Raw genomic sequence first — 16,531 nt, forward strand, 5'->3', positions numbered from 1 at the left:
GTCGAGCGGTAACGCGTTGCTAGAGAGTGCGCTGGATTTCTTCGACGGTGAAGCACTCGATGTAGTCGCCGACCTTGATGTCGTGGAAGCCTTGGAAGTGCATGCCGCACTCCTGACCCGACGGCACCTCGTTGACCTCGTCCTTGAAGCGCTTGAGCGTGGCGAGCGTGCCCAGCTCCAGCACGACGATGTCGTCGCGGATGATCCGGACCTTGGCGCCCTTGCGGACCACGCCCTCGGACACCCGGCAACCGGCGATCTTGCCGGTCTTGGAGATGTCGAACACCTGCAGCACGGCGGCATTGCCCAGGAAGGTTTCCCGTTGCAGCGGCGCCAGCATGCCCGACAGCACGCCCTTCATGTCGTCCAGCAGGTCGTAGATGATCGAATAGTAGCGGATCTCCACGCCTTCACGCTCGGCGAGGTCCTTGGCCTGTTTCGAGGCGCGGACGTTGAAGCCCAGGATCGGAGCGCCGGCGGACTTGGCCAGCTGGACGTCCGACTCGGTGATGCCGCCGGCGCCGGAGTAGATGACGCGGGCGCGGACCTCGTCGTTGCCCATCTTCTCCAGCGAGCCTTGAATGGCCTCGCCGGAGCCCTGGACGTCCGACTTGATGAGGACCGGCAGTTCCGAGATCTTCTTGGATCCCAGCTTGGCCATCATGTCGACCAGGCTGACCTGGTTGATGCCCCCGGTGGCCTTCTCGCGCTTGATGCGGGCGCGGTACTCGGTCAGCTCGCGGGCGCGGGCCTCGTTCTCGACCACGGCCAGGGGTTCGCCGGGGCTCGGAGCCTCGTCCAGGCCCAGGATCTCGACCGGCACCGACGGACCGGCCTCGGTCAGCTGCTCGCCGCGTTCGTTCAACAGGGCGCGGACGCGACCGAAGCTGGAGCCGGCGACGACCAGGTCGCCCTTCTTCAGCGTACCGCGCTTGACCAGGATGGTGGCGACCGGGCCGCGACCCTTGTCCAGCTTGGCCTCGATGACCACGCCTTCGGCCGAGCGTTCCGGGTCGGCCTTGAGGTCCATGACCTCGGCCTGCAGCAGGATGGCTTCGATCAGGCCGTCCAGGTTGGTGCGCGCCTTGGCCGAGACCTCGACGATCTGGGTGTCGCCGCCCAGGGCCTCGCCGATGATTTCGTACTGCAGCAGCTCGTTGACGACCTTCTGCGGATCGGCGTCCGGCTTGTCGATCTTGTTGACGGCCACGATGATCGGGGCGCCGGCCGCCTTGGCGTGCTGGATGCTCTCGATCGTCTGCGGCATGACGCCGTCGTCGGCCGCCACCACCAGGATGACGATGTCGGTGACGTTGGCTCCGCGGGTCCGCATGGCGCTGAACGCCGCGTGGCCCGGGGTATCCAGGAAGGTCACGGCCTCGCCCGAAGGCGTCTTCACCTGGTAGGCGCCGATGTGCTGGGTGATGCCGCCGGCCTCGCCCGACGCAACGTCGGTGGTGCGCAGGGCGTCCAGCAGGCTCGTCTTGCCGTGGTCGACGTGGCCCATGATGGCCACGACCGGCGCGCGGGGCGTGGTCGCCTCGTCGTCGATGTCGTCGGACAGGAAGCCGGCTTCGACGTCGGACTCGGATACACGGCGCACGGTCATGCCGAATTCGTCGGCCACCAGTTCGGCGGTATCGGTGTCGATGACGTCGTTGATCTTCATCATCAGGCCCTGCTTCATCAGGAACTTGATGATGTCGACGCCGCGCACGGCCATCCGGTTGGACAGCTCCTGCACGGTGATGACGTCAGGGATGACGACTTCGCGCGGACGGTTCGGCGCGTCAGTGGACCCGCCCTTGCGCTTTTCCTTCTCACGTTCGCGGGCGCGGCGGACCGAGGCCAGCGAGCGCATGCGTTCGGCCGTATCGCCGTCGCCGGCCACAGACTGGATGGTCAGGCGGCCTTCACGGCGCTTGGGCTCGCCGCGCGTGCGGCTGACGGCCTTGCCAGCGTCGGAGAAACGCTTGTCGCGATCGTCCTCGGGCTTCAGCGGCTTGGCGAAGCCGCCGCCTGGGGCGCGGGCCGGGCGCAGAACATTGGCCTCGGCCGGAGGGGCGTTCGGGGCGGGACGACCGCCGGGACCGGTGCGCGGACCGCCGGGACGGGCGGCGCCGGCGGCCGGACGCGGGTTCAGAGCCGAATAGCGAACGGGCTCGGCCGGGCGCGCGGGGGCGCCGGTCGGACGGGCGTTGGCCGGACGGTCGGAATAGGATTTCTCACCGCCGCCCATGGCTTCTTCACGCGCCGAACGGGCGCCGAAGGCGGGACGGTCGATGGGCGCACGAGCCGGGTTCGGAGCCTTGGGCACGCGCTGGCCGAAGTTGACCACCGGGCGCGCGGGCGGAGCCGGGCGAGCGGGTGCGGCGGGGGTCGGAGCAACAGGAGCCGGTTCGGGCGCGGCGGCGGCCGGAGCGACAGGCTCGGGAGCCGGGACCGGCGTCGGCGCAACGACTGGCTTTGGAGCCAGGGGTGCGCGGGCTGCAGGCTTGCCGGGAGCCAGCGGCGCGGCGGCCGTCAGCTTGGAGGCTTCGGCGCGGGCGGCCTCCGCGGCGGCGCGAGCGGCGGCGGCCTCGGCCTGGGCGGCGTTGGCGGCGGCGGCGGCGGCGGCGGCCTGGTCACGAGCGGCGGCGTCGCGGCGCGCCTGTTCTGCGGCCTGGGCTGCGGCGCGTTCGGCCTGGGCCTGGGTCGCCGTCTCGATCGCGCGACGACGGGCTTCCTGTTCCTCGTTTGAAAGGCGGCCGCCGGCGGGCTGCTGCATCTGCGGACGCGGCGCGGGAGCCTGCGGAGCGGCGGCATCGGAGCGCGGACGCGCGACGTCGAAGCCCGCCGGACGCTGATGTCCGCCGACCGGAGCGCCCGGACGGCGCTTGGTCTCGACCACCACCGTCTTGGTGCGGCCGTGGCTGAAGCTCTGGCGCACAGTTCCGGTCGAAACCGATCCCACGGCGCGCGGCTTCAGGCTCAGCGGCGCCCGCGGTCCCGTGGTCGACGGGGTTCCGGTGGGGGCCTGCGGAGTCTGGCCGTCGTTGGTCTTGTCGTTCTCGTCGCTCATCCGGTCGCTTTACTCGTGGGCGGAGAAGTCCGCCGCGTCTTAGTCAAAAATCGTCTCGTCGCCTGGAAACGCAAAAAGTCGTGCGGCGTCCGCCCCTCGAAAGAGGCCTGACCCCGCCCGTCAATCCGCCCGTTCAGGCTCGTCCTTCGGGTCCTCGTCCGACCCGTTCCCGCGTGAGGAACCCGGATGATCCAGGTCCCATGCCACAGGCCGAAGCGATCGAAATCCCGCCAGTCGTTCGACCTCGATGGTCCAGCGATCGGCTCTGCCGCCACGCAGCACGACGGCGTGTATCGCATTTTCCAGCCCGAGGGCCAAACTCAAATCATCGGCGCTAAAGGCGCCGCAGACCTTGGTCGTCTGATGTCGGGCAAGGGCGACGAGCTTTCCGCGTCCATCCGAGGCGCCATCGGCGGCTTCAATCAGCCACGCGGCCTTCCCCGAGCGGATCGCCGCAGCGGATTTCTCGAAGCCTGAAATAAGCACGCCTTCGCGCCGGGCAAGACCCAGCTGGTCCAGACAACGCCGGAACAACTGGGTTTCGACCGTGTCGGACAGGTCCGCAGTCGGCTTCAGCGGGGCTTTGGCCGAGCGCGAGAACAGGTTTTTCTTCACCGCCGCGTCGACGGAGGCGCGCGAGGCCTCCACCCACATCCCGCGACCGGGCAGTTTCCTGCCGAGGTCGGGAGCCACCATGCCGTCCGGGCCGGCGACGAAACGGATCAGTCGAGATTCATCCATGGCCTGGTGGGTCACCAGGTCCCGGCGCTCTCTATCGATCGTCGCGTCGCGAAGGCTCATGGACGGCGCTTTCCATCACGCGTCGCGGGTCGGCTCGAGGTCGTCTTCGACCTCGGCGTCATCGGCGGGGACTTCAGCTTCGGCGTCGCCTTCAGGGGCGGCGTCGAATACGGCTTCGGGGTCGTATTCGCCCTCGGCGAACTCTTCCTCGTAGTCCGGCTCCGGCTCGGGCTGCGGCAGTTCCGAGGCGTCGATCCAGCCGGCGGCGACACGCGCCTGCAGGATCAGCAGTTCAGCCTCTTCCTGGGCCAGGTTGAAGCTTTCCAGAACGCCGGCGACCTTGGTGCGCTCGCCGTTCTTCATCTCGTAGCCGCCGCGGATTTCGTCGGTGGCCAGATCGGCGAGGTCCTCGACCGTCTTCACGCCGCCTTCGCCCAGGGCCACGGCGATCGGCAGGGTCACGCCCGGAACGGCCATGACCTCGTCCAGCACGCCCAGCTCGACGCGCCTGGCGTCCAGGACGGCGGATTGCTTCTCGAGATAGTCGCGGGCGCGGGCCTGCAGTTCCTCGGCGGTGTCCTCGTCGAAGCCCTCGATCTCGGCGACTTCGTAGTTTTCGACGAAGGCCAGATCTTCAACCGTGGCGAAGCCTTCGGTGACCAGCAGCTGGGCGATGACCTCATCGACGTCCAGGGCTTCCTGGAACAGCAGGGTGCGTTCCGAGAACTCGCGCTGGCGACGCTCGGAGTCCTGGCTCTCGGTGATGATATCGATCTGCCAGCCGGTCAGCTGGGAGGCCAGACGCACGTTCTGGCCGCGGCGGCCGATGGCCAGCGACAGTTGTTCGTCGGGCACGACCACCTCGACGCGGTCGGCTTCTTCGTCAAGCACGACCTTGGACACCTCGGCGGGCGCAAGGGCGTTGACGATGAAGGTCGGCTCGTCCGGGTTCCACTGGATGATGTCGATCTTCTCCCCCTGCAACTCGGCCACGACCGCCTGGACGCGCGAGCCGCGCATGCCGACGCAGGCGCCGACGGGATCGATAGAGCTGTCGTTCGACAGGACGGCCATCTTGGCGCGCGAACCGGCGTCACGGGCGGCGGCGCGGATCTCGATCACGCCGTCGTAGACTTCCGGCACTTCCTGCGCGAACAGCTTGGCCATGAAGCCCGGATGGGCGCGGCTGAGCATGATCTGCGGGCCCTTGGCCTCCGGGCGGACGTCATAGATGTAGGTGCGGATCCGGTCGCCGATGTTGAAGACCTCGCGCGGGATCGACTGGTCGCGGCGCATGATGCCCTCGCCCCGGCCCAGGTCGACGATGGTGTTGCCGTATTCGACGCGCTTGACGGTGCCGTTGACGATCTCGCCGACCCGGTCCTTGAACTCTTCGTACTGGTTGGCGCGCTCAGCCTCGCGAACCTTGCCGGTAATGACCTGACGAGCCATCTGGGTCTGGACCCGGCCGAACTCGAACGGCGGCAGGTCCTCGACGTATTCCTTGCCGACCACGGCTTCGGCGTCACGCTTGGAGGCATCGGTCAGGCGAACCATGGCCGAGTCGTTGAATTCTTCCAGCTCGTCTTCCGGCATCCAGTCGTCCTCGACGATGGTGACGTGACGGGTCAGGGCCAGTTCGCCGGTCTTCGGGTCGATCTTGGCGCGGATGTCGTGATGGGCGCCGTAGCGCGACTTGGCGCCCTTCTGGATCGCTTCTTCCAGAGCCTCGATCACGATCTCGCGGTCGATGTTCTTTTCCTGCGCGACCGCATTGGCGATCTGCAGAAGTTCCAGGCGATTGGCGGAAATACCGGTCACGGCCATCAGGCGTCGTCCTCAGAAGTCTTGGCGTTGTTTTGGTCTTCAGGCCCGCCTTCCGGCAGGCCGTCGTCTTCGGGTTCGCCCCGCGCGGCGCGGATCGCGGCTCCGCGCTTCAACAGAGCGTCGTTCATGACCAGCTTGGCGTCCACTAGCCAGTCGAAGGGGATAAGCGCGGTCTCTTCCTCGCCGTCCAGGTCGATGGCGATATTGTCGCCGTCCGTACCCGCGACGATGCCCTTGAAACGCTTGCGCCCCTCGATCATCCGGTCGGTCTCCAGACGCGCCTCCAGACCCTCGAACAGGTCGAAATCCTTGAGACGGGTCAGGGGCCGGTCGATGCCGGGCGAGGAAACTTCAAGCAGATATTCGCCGGCGATCGGATCGGCGGCGTCCAGAACCTCGGACATGGCCCGGCTCAAACGGGCGCATTCGCCGACGTCGATGTCGTTGTCGGCGGGGCGCTCGGCCATGACCTGCAGGCGGCGACGCAGGGTGCCGCCCATCAGGCGCACGCGCACGATGTCCAGACCGATCGATTCCGCGACGGGATCGATCAGCTCCAGGATCTGGCGGTCTTCAACGGTCTTGGCGCGCAAGCGGGTTGGTATCCGGGCAAAAAGAAAAGCGGTCGGCCTCCACGGCCGCCGCTTTGAACGACGCCGTTGGACGCCGGTCTAACGATGTGGGAGCCCCTATAGCTCCGTCCCGACGAAAGGGAAAGGGCGGACGCAAACGCCCGCCTTCAGACTCTAGTGGGCGTGCGCCCGGTGACGATGACCACCGCCCAGCAGGGTCTTGAGGAAGAAGAACACGGCGACGATCACCGAGAAGGCCAGGAAAAGGGCCAGGACAGTCATCCAGAACGCCATGCTCATCAGATCCGGAAGGGCGAAGGCGCCGCCATCCAGCATCGGCCTCAGCAGGCCCACGAGGATATAGACCAGGGTCGCGCCCAGGGCCGTACTGAACAGGCTGCGCCAGGCGGGCATCATGAAGGCGGCGATCAGGGCGATGACCAGCCCGACCACCTGATTGACGGTGTCGAACCCGCTCTGGGTCAGGGCGAACAGCCCCTGCAGCAGATTGCCCAGCTGGGCGAAGAACTCTTCCATCACGCAACGCTCCGGATTTGCCACGGCCCAGCTTGGCCGTCGGCAGGGTTAACGCCGGTCTGCGGGAATGGATGCGACTCTAGCGTCCGGTGGATCCGAAACCGCCGGCGCCGCGTGCGGTGTCGTCCAGCGTGTCGACCTCGACGACCGTCGCCTGGGCGACAGCGGCGATGACCATCTGGGCGATCCGCTCGCCGCGCTTGATGACGAACGGCTCCTGACCGAGGTTGATCAGAATGACCCCGACCTCGCCGCGATAGTCGCTGTCGATCGTGCCCGGCGTGTTCGGCGCGCTGATCCCGTGCTTGAGCGCCAGACCCGAACGCGGCCGGATCTGCGCCTCCCAACCCTGTTCGAGGGCAATCTTCAGGCCGGTCGGCACCAGAGCCCGCGCGCCGGGCTCCAGGGTCATCGGCGCATCCTCCGGGACGGCGGCGCGCAGGTCCATGCCCGCCGAACCGGCGGTCTCATAGGCGGGCAGGGCCAGGCCCTCGGCATGGGGCAGGCGCAGGATGCGAAGCGTGCTCAAAGGGGGCTCTCAGGCTTTCGGGGAGAAATGATCAGCGATGCGGTCGGCCAGGCGCGCGGCCACCTCGGTCTTCGACAGACGCGGCCAGGCGTCAGCGCCGTTCCGGGTCACCAGCAGCACGGTATTGCCGTCCGCGCCGAACACATCGGCCGAGACGTCGTTACCGACGATCCAGTCGCAGCCCTTGCGCGACAGTTTCGACCGGGCGTTGGCTTCAAGATCGGTCGTCTCGGCGGCGAAACCGATCACCAGTGTCGGCCGGTTCTGCCCCGGCTTGGCGATGCTCGCCAGGATGTCGGGGTTCTCGATCAGGCTCAGCATCGGCGGCCCGCCGGGAGCCTTCTTGATCTTGCCGCCCGCGACCGTGTCCACGCGCCAGTCGGCTACGGCGGCCGAGAGCACCGCGATATCAGCCGGCAGCGCCGCTTCCGTCGCCGCCTTCATCTCCATCGCCGTCTCGACGTCGATCCGGGTCACGCCCACTGGCACGGCCAGCCCTGTGGGACCCGACACCAGCGTCACCTCGGCGCCGCGGGCGGCCAGCGCAGCGGCGATAGCGTAGCCCTGTTTCCCGCTGGAGCGGTTGGTCAGGCCCCGCACCGGATCGATCGGCTCGAAGGTGGGTCCGGCCGTGACCACGGCCCTGCGGCCCGCCAGAGCCCGCCCGTCCGGCCCGGCCAGCAGATCTGTGATCGCGGCCAGGATCGCCGCCGGCTCGGCCATCCGGCCGGGACCGAACTCGCCGCAGGCCATCTCGCCGTCATCGGGCCCGACCACCGCCATGCCGTGGAAGCCGTCAAAGCTCTTCAGGCGCTGGACATTGGTTTGCACCGCCGGATGCAGCCACATCCGCACATTCATCGCCGGGGCGAGCAGCACCTTCTTGTCCGTCGCCAGAAGCGTCGTCGAGGCCAGGTCGTCGGCCATGCCGTTCGCCGCCTTGGCGATCAGCCCCGCCGTCGCCGGCGCAACAACCACCAGATCGGCCCAGCGTGAGAGCTCGATATGGCCCATCGTCGTCTCTTCGTCCGGATGGAACAGTCCCATCCGCACCGGATTGCCGCTCAGGGCCGCCAGAGACAGGGGTGTTATGAACTCAGCCCCGCTCCCGGTCAGGATCGATTGCACCTCGCAACCCGCCTTCTTCAGCAGCCGCACCAGCTCCAGCGCCTTGTAGGCGGCGATGCCGCCGCCGACGATCAGCAGGATTTTCCGGTTGGTCAGGGCCTTGCTGGACATGACGCCCGTCTAACCGCCGCCGCGCCCGACGTCGAGGCGGCGAAAAAGAACATTGCGGGAACGCACAACCTGTGGCTAAGTCAGTTCAGCGGGTTTCGTCTGGAGGGTGTGATGAGGGTTTGGATGACCACGAGCGTCGCCTTTGCGGCGATGCTGACTCTGACTGCGTGCGGCAACGGGGATTCAGCGGTCGAGACGCGGGATCGAACGACCGAAGCGAGCACTGTCGGTCTGACCTCTACGGCCGCTGCCGCGACGCCGACCACCGAGGCGCCGGCCGAAAAGACGGTCCTCACCGCCAACCGGCGCGAGACCATCGACGAGAAGATCCAGCGTCTCTATGAGCGCAACGGCTCCGATTTCGACGCGCGGTCAGCCGAGGACTTCCTGGACAAGGTGACGAGTTTCACCACCCGGCCGCCCTCAGGAACCGAGACGGCGACGCGGGCCAACGGCGACACCCTGCTTTATCAGGCCTCGACCAACACATTCGCCGTCGTGGCGCGGGATGGCACGGCGCGCACCATGTTCAAACCGGACGATGGCCCGGCCTACTGGGCCGAACAAAAGGCCGCCGCACCGACCTTCGGCCAGCGGCGATCGCAGAACTGAAGATGAGAGACCTGCCGCGTCGCGAGCGTTGGCGCCCACAAAACAACGGAAGAAGCCCTAGGCTTCTTCCGGCTTGCCGGTCATCTCGCGGATCATTTCGAGTGTCAGTTTCTGCTGGCGACTGGAAAGCTGCGGAGCCAGCCGCGCGATCTCGATCGTGTAGCGGGTCGAGGGGAAGTCGTGATCGTAGGCGGCAGCGCCGGTCTCACCCTCCGCCATCCCCGGTTGAGCATTCAACCCCTGGAAGAAGTATCCGACATCCACCTTGAAGAAGCGCGCGATGTCCCAGAGCTTGGACGCCGAGATGCGGTTGGCGCCCTTCTCGTATTTCTGGATCTGCTGGAAGGTCAGCCCCAGCGCCCGACCCAGGTCGCTCTGATTATAGCCCAGGCTGATGCGCTTCTCGCACACCCGTCTGCCCACATGGCGGTCCACCGGGTGGGGACCATCCTCGCCGACGCCTCTAACCATTCTCGTCTTTAGTCCTGGATTGTAACCGGCGACCTCATGCGCTCGTCTGGTCAGGCTGTCACCTGAAATCTGGGAAATGGAGATTACGCGGAGGGCTTCGCCACCGCCATGGTTTCCAGCAGTGGTCTCAAGTCGATCCGTCGCAAACTGACATCACACGCGGCGAGTCTTCGCGATCGAAACGCCCGCAGGAACCAGTCCGGCCAGCACCATCAGCCAGAAGAACAGGTCGCCGACCCGGCCATAAGGCGTGATCCCGACGGGCTGGGGCAACAGAGCGTCGATGACCCCGCTCTCACCGGGATCCAGGCGCCGACCGTCGATGACCCGGCCCCAGGGATCGATCATGGCCGATACCCCCGTCGGCGTCGCACGCACGACCGGCAGGCCTGTCTCGATGGCGCGGTAGCTGGCCAGATTCAGATGCTGGATCGGCCCGGAGGTCGCCCCGAACCAGGCGTCGTTGGACACGTTGACGATCCACTCGGGCCGTCCGCCCGCGCCCGGCGTAAAACCGGGATACAGGCTCTCGTAGCAGATGAGCGGCTGGACCCTCGGCGCGTTGGGCAGGTCGATCGGCGAAGGCCGCGGTCCGGGGCTGAAATCGGCCGGCATATGCACAAGGCTGCGCACGCCGATCGCCCCCATCAAACCGCCCAGCGGCAGGAATTCGCCAAACGGCACCAGCCGGTATTTGTCATAGACGGCCGTGACCCTGAGCCCGGCGGCGCCTTCATCGGCCATGGCAAACAGGCTGTTGTAGTATCGCGCCAGGCCATCAGGCCCGAGTTCACCCCGGGGCAGACCCACCAGCAGGGTCTGACCCGGTTGCACCGCGCGGGCGATGGCCGGACCGTCCGGGGATTCCGGAGCGAAGACGTCGTTGAAACTGGCCGGCAAGGCGCCTTCGGGCCAAACGATCACATCGGGCTGGGCCGCGCCCGCGCGGGCGGTCAGATTGACGTAGCGATCAACGATGGAGCGATAGCTCTCCGGCGACCATTTGGACTCCTGCTGCACGTCGGCCTGGACGATGCGGATCAGGGTGTCGGTGTCGCGGACCTGGGCTCCGGTCAGCCGCACCGTCCCGCCGATAACCAGGGCGGCCAGCACGAAGGCTCCGGCGAGGGCGACGCCGACGCGGGCCTTGCGCGTTCCCGACCCGGCCAGCGGCGCGAAGGCGCAGACCGCCGCCACCGTGACCAACCCCAAACCGTAGACCCCGACCACCGCGGCGAACTGCGATCCCGCCGATCCGGCGGCCCAGCTGGCGCCGGCCGGATTCCACGGGAAGCCTGTCAGGACGTGACCGCGGAGCCATTCCAGCAGAGCGAAACAGGCGGCGAAAAACAGGACGCGGAGCAGGCCATCCGGCGCGAACCGGCGATACAGCGCCGTGGCCGCGCCCCAGAACAAACCAATTCCAGCCGGCAGCAGGCTGGCGGCGAAGGGCGCCATCCAGGCCTGGGCCGGATTGACCAGAAAGGCCTCGGCCACCCACCAGCAGCCGACGCCGAAATAGCCGAAGCCGGCCAGCCAGCCCATCCAGAAGGCGCCGCGCACCGACGTCGATCGTTCGGCCAGAAGCATCAACAGGGGATAGCCGAGCAGTCCTGGCAGAATGCCAAACGGCGGATGGGCCAGGGCCGCCGCGATTCCGGCGACCAGAGCCAGACCGATCCGGGCCAGACGCCCGTCCAGGGCCCGGTTCAGGGCGTCGCTCGATTTCTGGAAAAGCTCAGCCGTCATGCGGGAGCGTGTATGGGTCCGATACGCCCAGGCTGGCAAGGATCGAGCGTTCCTCGGCTTCCATCGCCTCCGCCTCGGCATCATCCTCGTGGTCGCGGCCCTGCAGATGCAGCACCCCGTGGACGACCAGATGGGTCAGGTGGTTGCGCAACGTCTTGGACTGTTCCTCGGCCTCTCGGGCGCAGACACCGTAAGCGAGGACGATGTCGCCCAAGGGCTGCGGGTTCGCACCCGGCATCTCCGCTGCCGGAAACGACAGGACATTGGTCGGCCTGTCCTTGCCCCGGAACCGGTCGTTCAGGTCGCGCACCGTCTCGTCGTCGGTGAGCAGGATGACGATGCCGCCCTCCCTGTCGCCCAGAGCCGCTATCGCCGCCCGTTCGACCACCGCCTCGATGTCCTCGATGGCGTCGGTCCAATCCTCGGCCTCGAGCTCGATCTCGATCATCGCACGGGCTCTTCCAGGTCCGCCGCGGGCCGGCCCGCCGCCGCGTCGGCGTCGTAGGCGCGCACAATCCGCTCGACCATGGCGTGACGCACCACGTCCTGGGCCTCGAACTCCAGCACCCCGACCCCCTTCACGTCGCGAAGGATCCGCAGCGCATGGGCGAGACCCGAGTCTCGGGGATTCAAGAGGTCGATCTGCGACGGGTCGCCGGTGACCACCATCCGGGCCCCCTCCCCCAAACGGGTCAGGACCATCTTCATCTGCAGGCGCGAGGTGTTCTGGGCCTCGTCCACGATGACAAAGGCGTGGCTAAGCGTCCGGCCGCGCATGAAGGCGATGGGAGCGGCCTCGATCTCACCCTTGTCGCGACGCCGCTGCACGTCCTCGGCGCCGAGGATGTCGTTCAGCGCCTCCCAGATGGGAGCCAGATAGGGGTCGACCTTCTCGTTCAGATCGCCGGGCAGGAAGCCCAGCTTCTCGCCAGCCTCGACCGCCGGCCGGGTGATGACCAGCCGGTCCACCTGTCCGCGCCGCAGGAGAGAAGCCCCGTAGGCGGCCGCGAGGAAGGTCTTGCCCGTTCCGGCCGGTCCGACGCCGAAGCTCAGTTCGTGGTTGGCCAGGGTGTCCAGATAGCGCGCCTGGGCATCGGTCTTGGGCACGATGGCGCCGCGCTTGCCGATCGGCAGGGCCATGGGATCGACACGACGTCCGCCGCCGGTCACGCCCGTCCGCGTGGAGCCGATCAGGGCACGCACGTCCGCTTCGTTGACATCGGCGCCCTTCCCGGAGCGCGTCGCCAGACCCTCGATTACCTGTCTGGCGTTGGCCCGATCGCGCGCACCGCCGTTGATCGATATCCCGCCGCCGGGCGCCTCGATCAGCACCTTGAACGCGTCCTCGATGAGAGCGACGTGGCGGCTGTTGGGTCCGATGACCGCCATAAGCGCGGTGTCATCAAGTTCTAGAAATTCGGATTCACGCGCCAATCAGGCTGCCTTTCAGACTGTTCTGGTTGCCCTGTTCGATCTTCACCGGAACGATCTGGCCGAGCAGATGATCCGCGCCGTCGACGTGCACGGATTGCAGATATGGGGATCGCCCGACCGCCTGCCCGGGATGACGGCCCTTTTTGTCGAACAGAACGTTCAGCGTCCGTCCAGCCTGGCTCTCGTTGAAGGCGGTCTGCTGCTCGAACAGCAAGTCCTGCAAAGCCTTCAGCCGGCCCTTCATCACCTCAGCCGGAACCTGGCCGGGCAGGGTGGAGGCCGGGGTGCCGGGGCGCGGCGAATACATGAAAGAAAAACACGCCGCATAATTCACCTGGCGCACCAGATCGAGCGTGTCCTCGAACTCGCGGTCCGTCTCGCCGGGGAAGCCGACGATCATGTCGCCGGCAAGGGCCAGATCCGGCCGCGCCTCGCGGATGCGGCCGATCAGATCGATGTATTTCTGACGCCCGTGCTTCCTGTTCATCAGATGCAGGATCCGGTCCGATCCCGCCTGCACCGGCAGGTGCAGATAGGGCATCAGGGCCTCGACCTCGGCATGGGCCGCGATCAGGTCATCGGACATGTCGTTGGGGTGGCTGGTCGTATATCGGATGCGATCCAGTCCCGGAATCTCCGCCAGCGCCCGCGCCAGCCGTGCCAGGGTCCAGACCCTTCCGTCCGCGCCCTCGCCATCATAGGCGTTAACGTTCTGACCCAGCAGGGTGACCTCGCGCACCCCCTGGTCCGCCAGCCCACGCGCCTCGGCCAGCACATCGGCGACCGGCCGCGACCATTCGGCGCCGCGCGTATAGGGCACGACGCAGAAGCTGCAGAACTTGTCGCACCCCTCCTGCACCGTCAGGAAGGCGGCGTACCCCTTGACCCCGCGCACGACGGGCATGGCGTCGAACTTCTCATTCGGCGCGAAATCTGCGCCGATCCGTTCGCCCCGCGACCGCGCCATGCGCGTCAGGAGTTCCGGCAGCTGGTGATAGGCTTGGGGGCCGACGACGATGTCGACGGCCGGTTGACGCAGCATGATCTCCTCGCCTTCGGCCTGGGCAACGCAGCCGGCGACGGCGATGGTCATCCGGGCCTCGCCCCGCGCGACCTTGCGCTCGCGCAGCTCCCGCATCTTGCCGAGCTCGGAATAGATCTTCTCGGCCGCCTTCTCGCGGATATGGCAGGTGTTCAGGATGACGAAGTCGGCGGCCTCGACCTGGTCGGTCGTGGCGTAGCCCAGCGGGCGCAGGACATCGGCCATGCGCTCACTGTCATAGACATTCATCTGGCAGCCGTAGGTCTTGATGAACAGCCGCTTGGGAGACACGCTCCCGTCGGCGGTGCCGATCTCGGGCGCGATCAGGGTATCGGACATGCGGGCCCCTTAGTCGCGCCGGCCAGCTGACGCCACGCGGTCGCTCAGGATAGCTGTCCCGGGTCGACCCGATGGGCGTTGCGGGTGAAGATCAGGCCCTCGCGCTTGGACGGTTCGGCGCCCTCGATCGCCTTGCCGTAGAGCTCCAGCTTGTGGCCGACCAGTTCGAAGCCGAGGCGTTCGGCGATCTCGGTCTTCAACCGTTCGATCTCGGCGTCGAAGAACTCGATGACCTCGCCGGTCCGGGTGTCGATCAGGTGGTCGTGGTGGTCGTCGCCGGCCTCTTCGTAGCGGCTGCGGCCATCGCCGAAGTCATGCTTCTCGACCACACCGGCCTCTTCGAACAGGCGAACGGTGCGATAGACGGTGGCGATCGAGATGTGCGGATCGATGGCGGAGGCGCGGCGGTACAGCTCCTCGACGTCGGGGTGATCCTCGGCGCTGCCCAGAACGCGGGCGATCACGCGGCGCTGTTCGGTCATGCGCATGCCGCGCTCGGCGCAGAGTTTTTCGATCCGGTCCATGGGCTGTAAAGATAGAGGGGCGAACCCCCCGTGGGAAGCCGTTCAGGCCAAGTTGAGAACAAGAAGCAGGGCGTCTACGGCCGGGCCGTCCGCACGGGGATAATAGCGGGGTCGCCGACCCGCCGCCTGGAAGCCGAGGGAGCCGTACAGGGCCCGCGCCGGAGCGTTGTCCTCCGCCACCTCCAGGAACATCCGGAGCGCCCCGAAATCGACGGACCGGTCCGTTGCGGCGCGGACCAGGCGGGCGCCCAACCCCTGTCGTCGGGCCGACGGCCGCACCGCGAGGGTCAGCATTTCCGCCTCGTCGGCGACGGCGCGGATCAGGATGAAACCGTCGTTGTCGCCCTCAAGGATCACCCCGGCCTGACCCAGCAGATCGGCGAAGGCGGACGCCGACCAGGGCGCGTCGAAGGCTTCTGAATGCAGGTCGGCGAGCGCCTGCGCCAGGCCTCGGGGGTCGATCGATGAGGTCATGCGACCGGCGCGGGCCGGGCCTGACCGGGCAGACGTGTCGGCGGAATCGCATCGGGCGCGCGGAGATAGAGCGGTCGAGGAGGGTTGGTCGCAGGATCGAACGCGACCGTCAGAGCCGCGAGCGCCGCCGGATCGGGCGCGGTCGGCGTCGACGCTCCGCCACCGACCAGGGTCGCGCCGGAACCGACGATGCGCCACGACTGGCCGGCCAGCCGCGCGACAGCGTCCTCCAGGGACAGGGCCTCCGGCTCCGACGCCGGGCCCCCGTCCTCGAACAATTGCAGATAGACCTGTCCGCGCCGCGCATCGATGACCGCCGCCGTTGCCCCCTGCCCGCCGTCGGCGGACCGTGCGAGCGCCGCAAGCGTCGATACGCCGACGACCGGCAGGCCAAGCGCGGCGCCCAGTCCCTGGGCGAAGGCCAGTCCGACCCGCAGGCCGGTGAAGGAGCCCGGACCGACGGTCACGCCGATCCGGTCGAGCGCCTCGAACCCGCCGCCGGCCTCGGCGACCGCGTCGCGCACGAAGCCGCCCAGCCGTTCGGAATGGCCGCGCGCCATGACTTCCGACCGCACGCCGAGCGCACGCATCGCCGGTGCGCCCGCGTCCTCGAACACCGCCGCCGTGCAGGCGTCCAGCGCCGTATCTATGACCAGGACGCGCACGAAAGCCTAGATCACCTGTTCGACGCTGGTCACTTCCGGGACGTAGTGTTTCATCATCTGCTCGACCCCGGCCTTCAGGGTCATGGCCGAGGACGGGCAGCCGGCGCAGGCGCCGCGCATCCGCAGCGACAGCACCCCGGTCTCCTCGTCGAAGGCGTCGAACAGGATGTCGCCGCCGTCCTGGGCCACGGCAGGGCGGATGCGGCTGTCCAGCAACGCCTTGATCTCGGATACGATTTCGGAATCCTCGGCGCCGTCATCGACGCTCGCCTCGCCGTCGCGAAGCAGGGGCGCGCCGGAGACGAAATGGTCCATGATGACCGACAGGATCTCGGGCTTCATCTCAGACCAGTCACGGCCGTGTTCGGCCTTGGTCACCGAGACATAGTCGGCGCCGAAGAAGACGCCGGAGACGTCCTCGAGGGTGAACAGGGCCTCGGCCAGGGGTGAGGCCGTCGCCTGGTCGATGGTCAGGAACTCGCGCGAACCGGTCGGCGCCACATCGCGACCGGGCAGGAACTTCAGGGCGTTCGGGTTCGGGGTCGGTTCGGTCTGGATGAACATAGGCGGGAAATGCGCCTGGATGAGGTGGTTCGCAAGAGCGGGCCAGACTCCGGAATTGGAGTCCAGATAGTCCATAGAGTCCCGTCGGCCGGCCTCGAAAACACCGTCCGAAGCGTCCGATGCGTCCGAAGCGTTCGCCCATGATGGTCCT

17 protein-coding genes are annotated in these 16,531 nt (G+C 67.5%); 1 reads left to right on the top strand and 16 read right to left on the bottom strand.

What is annotated here, in order from left to right; genetic code table 11:
• Positions 1-19: 19 nt before the first annotated feature.
• The 7 genes from infB to coaBC form a co-directional block, all read right to left on the bottom strand.
• A complete protein-coding gene (gene infB, locus ACW17Y_RS15990) occupies positions 20-3,061 on the bottom strand; it encodes a translation initiation factor IF-2 (RefSeq protein WP_492036658.1) in 3,042 nt (1,013 codons plus the stop codon).
• A gap of 120 nt (positions 3,062-3,181) precedes the next feature.
• Positions 3,182-3,862, bottom strand: a complete 681-nt coding sequence (locus ACW17Y_RS15995; protein WP_492036659.1) for an RNA-binding protein — start codon at positions 3,860-3,862, stop codon at positions 3,182-3,184.
• A 15-nt stretch (positions 3,863-3,877) separates the two neighbouring features.
• Positions 3,878-5,629 carry a transcription termination factor NusA gene (gene nusA, locus ACW17Y_RS16000; RefSeq protein WP_492036660.1) on the bottom strand — a complete coding sequence of 584 codons (1,752 nt, stop codon included), beginning with the start codon at positions 5,627-5,629 and terminating at the stop codon, positions 3,878-3,880.
• Positions 5,629-6,222 carry a ribosome maturation factor RimP gene (gene rimP, locus ACW17Y_RS16005; protein WP_492036661.1) on the bottom strand — a complete coding sequence of 198 codons (594 nt, stop codon included), beginning with the start codon at positions 6,220-6,222 and terminating at the stop codon, positions 5,629-5,631. The genes nusA and rimP overlap by 1 nt, the downstream gene beginning before the upstream one ends.
• Positions 6,223-6,375: 153 nt before the next feature.
• Entirely contained in the window at positions 6,376-6,738 is a 363-nt protein-coding gene (locus tag ACW17Y_RS16010; protein WP_492036662.1) for a hypothetical protein, read from the bottom strand.
• 79 nt (positions 6,739-6,817) lie between these two features.
• The gene (gene dut / locus ACW17Y_RS16015) at positions 6,818-7,267 is read right to left on the bottom strand and encodes a dUTP diphosphatase (RefSeq protein WP_492036663.1); all 450 of its coding nucleotides are present in this window, start codon (positions 7,265-7,267) and stop codon (positions 6,818-6,820) included.
• Between the two features lie 9 nt (positions 7,268-7,276).
• Entirely contained in the window at positions 7,277-8,506 is a 1,230-nt protein-coding gene (coaBC, locus tag ACW17Y_RS16020) for a bifunctional phosphopantothenoylcysteine decarboxylase/phosphopantothenate--cysteine ligase CoaBC (protein WP_492036664.1), read from the bottom strand.
• Positions 8,507-8,629: 123 nt separating this feature from the next.
• Between coaBC and ACW17Y_RS16025 the strand changes: the two genes are divergently transcribed.
• Positions 8,630-9,118: an S-type pyocin family protein gene (locus ACW17Y_RS16025; protein WP_492036665.1), complete on the top strand. Its 489-nt coding sequence runs from the start codon at positions 8,630-8,632 to the stop codon at positions 9,116-9,118.
• A 57-nt stretch (positions 9,119-9,175) separates the two neighbouring features.
• Here the strand turns inward: ACW17Y_RS16025 and ACW17Y_RS16030 are convergent, their stop codons facing one another.
• From ACW17Y_RS16030 to ACW17Y_RS16070, 9 genes are all read right to left on the bottom strand, one after another.
• Entirely contained in the window at positions 9,176-9,589 is a 414-nt protein-coding gene (locus ACW17Y_RS16030; RefSeq protein WP_492036666.1) for a helix-turn-helix domain-containing protein, read from the bottom strand.
• Positions 9,590-9,742: 153 nt separating this feature from the next.
• The gene (gene lnt / locus ACW17Y_RS16035) at positions 9,743-11,338 is read right to left on the bottom strand and encodes an apolipoprotein N-acyltransferase (protein ID WP_492036667.1); all 1,596 of its coding nucleotides are present in this window, start codon (positions 11,336-11,338) and stop codon (positions 9,743-9,745) included.
• Positions 11,328-11,786 carry an rRNA maturation RNase YbeY gene (gene ybeY, locus ACW17Y_RS16040; protein ID WP_492036668.1) on the bottom strand — a complete coding sequence of 153 codons (459 nt, stop codon included), beginning with the start codon at positions 11,784-11,786 and terminating at the stop codon, positions 11,328-11,330. The genes lnt and ybeY overlap by 11 nt, the downstream gene beginning before the upstream one ends.
• The gene (locus tag ACW17Y_RS16045; RefSeq protein ID WP_492036669.1) at positions 11,783-12,772 is read right to left on the bottom strand and encodes a PhoH family protein; all 990 of its coding nucleotides are present in this window, start codon (positions 12,770-12,772) and stop codon (positions 11,783-11,785) included. Before ACW17Y_RS16045 ends, ybeY begins: the two co-directional genes overlap by 4 nt.
• Positions 12,762-14,153 carry a tRNA (N6-isopentenyl adenosine(37)-C2)-methylthiotransferase MiaB gene (gene miaB / locus ACW17Y_RS16050; protein ID WP_492036670.1) on the bottom strand — a complete coding sequence of 464 codons (1,392 nt, stop codon included), beginning with the start codon at positions 14,151-14,153 and terminating at the stop codon, positions 12,762-12,764. The genes ACW17Y_RS16045 and miaB overlap by 11 nt, the downstream gene beginning before the upstream one ends.
• 44 nt (positions 14,154-14,197) lie before the next feature.
• A complete protein-coding gene (locus ACW17Y_RS16055; protein WP_492036671.1) occupies positions 14,198-14,677 on the bottom strand; it encodes a Fur family transcriptional regulator in 480 nt (159 codons plus the stop codon).
• Positions 14,678-14,719: 42 nt separating this feature from the next.
• Positions 14,720-15,151 (bottom strand): GNAT family N-acetyltransferase, encoded by a 432-nt coding sequence (locus ACW17Y_RS16060; RefSeq protein ID WP_492036672.1) that lies wholly within the window; start codon positions 15,149-15,151, stop codon positions 14,720-14,722.
• The gene (tsaB, locus tag ACW17Y_RS16065; RefSeq protein WP_492036673.1) at positions 15,148-15,816 is read right to left on the bottom strand and encodes a tRNA (adenosine(37)-N6)-threonylcarbamoyltransferase complex dimerization subunit type 1 TsaB; all 669 of its coding nucleotides are present in this window, start codon (positions 15,814-15,816) and stop codon (positions 15,148-15,150) included. The genes ACW17Y_RS16060 and tsaB overlap by 4 nt, the downstream gene beginning before the upstream one ends.
• A 6-nt stretch (positions 15,817-15,822) precedes the next feature.
• Positions 15,823-16,380 carry a NifU family protein gene (locus ACW17Y_RS16070; RefSeq protein ID WP_492038318.1) on the bottom strand — a complete coding sequence of 186 codons (558 nt, stop codon included), beginning with the start codon at positions 16,378-16,380 and terminating at the stop codon, positions 15,823-15,825.
• Positions 16,381-16,531 lie beyond the last annotated feature (151 nt).

The sequence above is a fragment of the Brevundimonas sp. AVps7 genome (genome assembly GCF_058681545.1).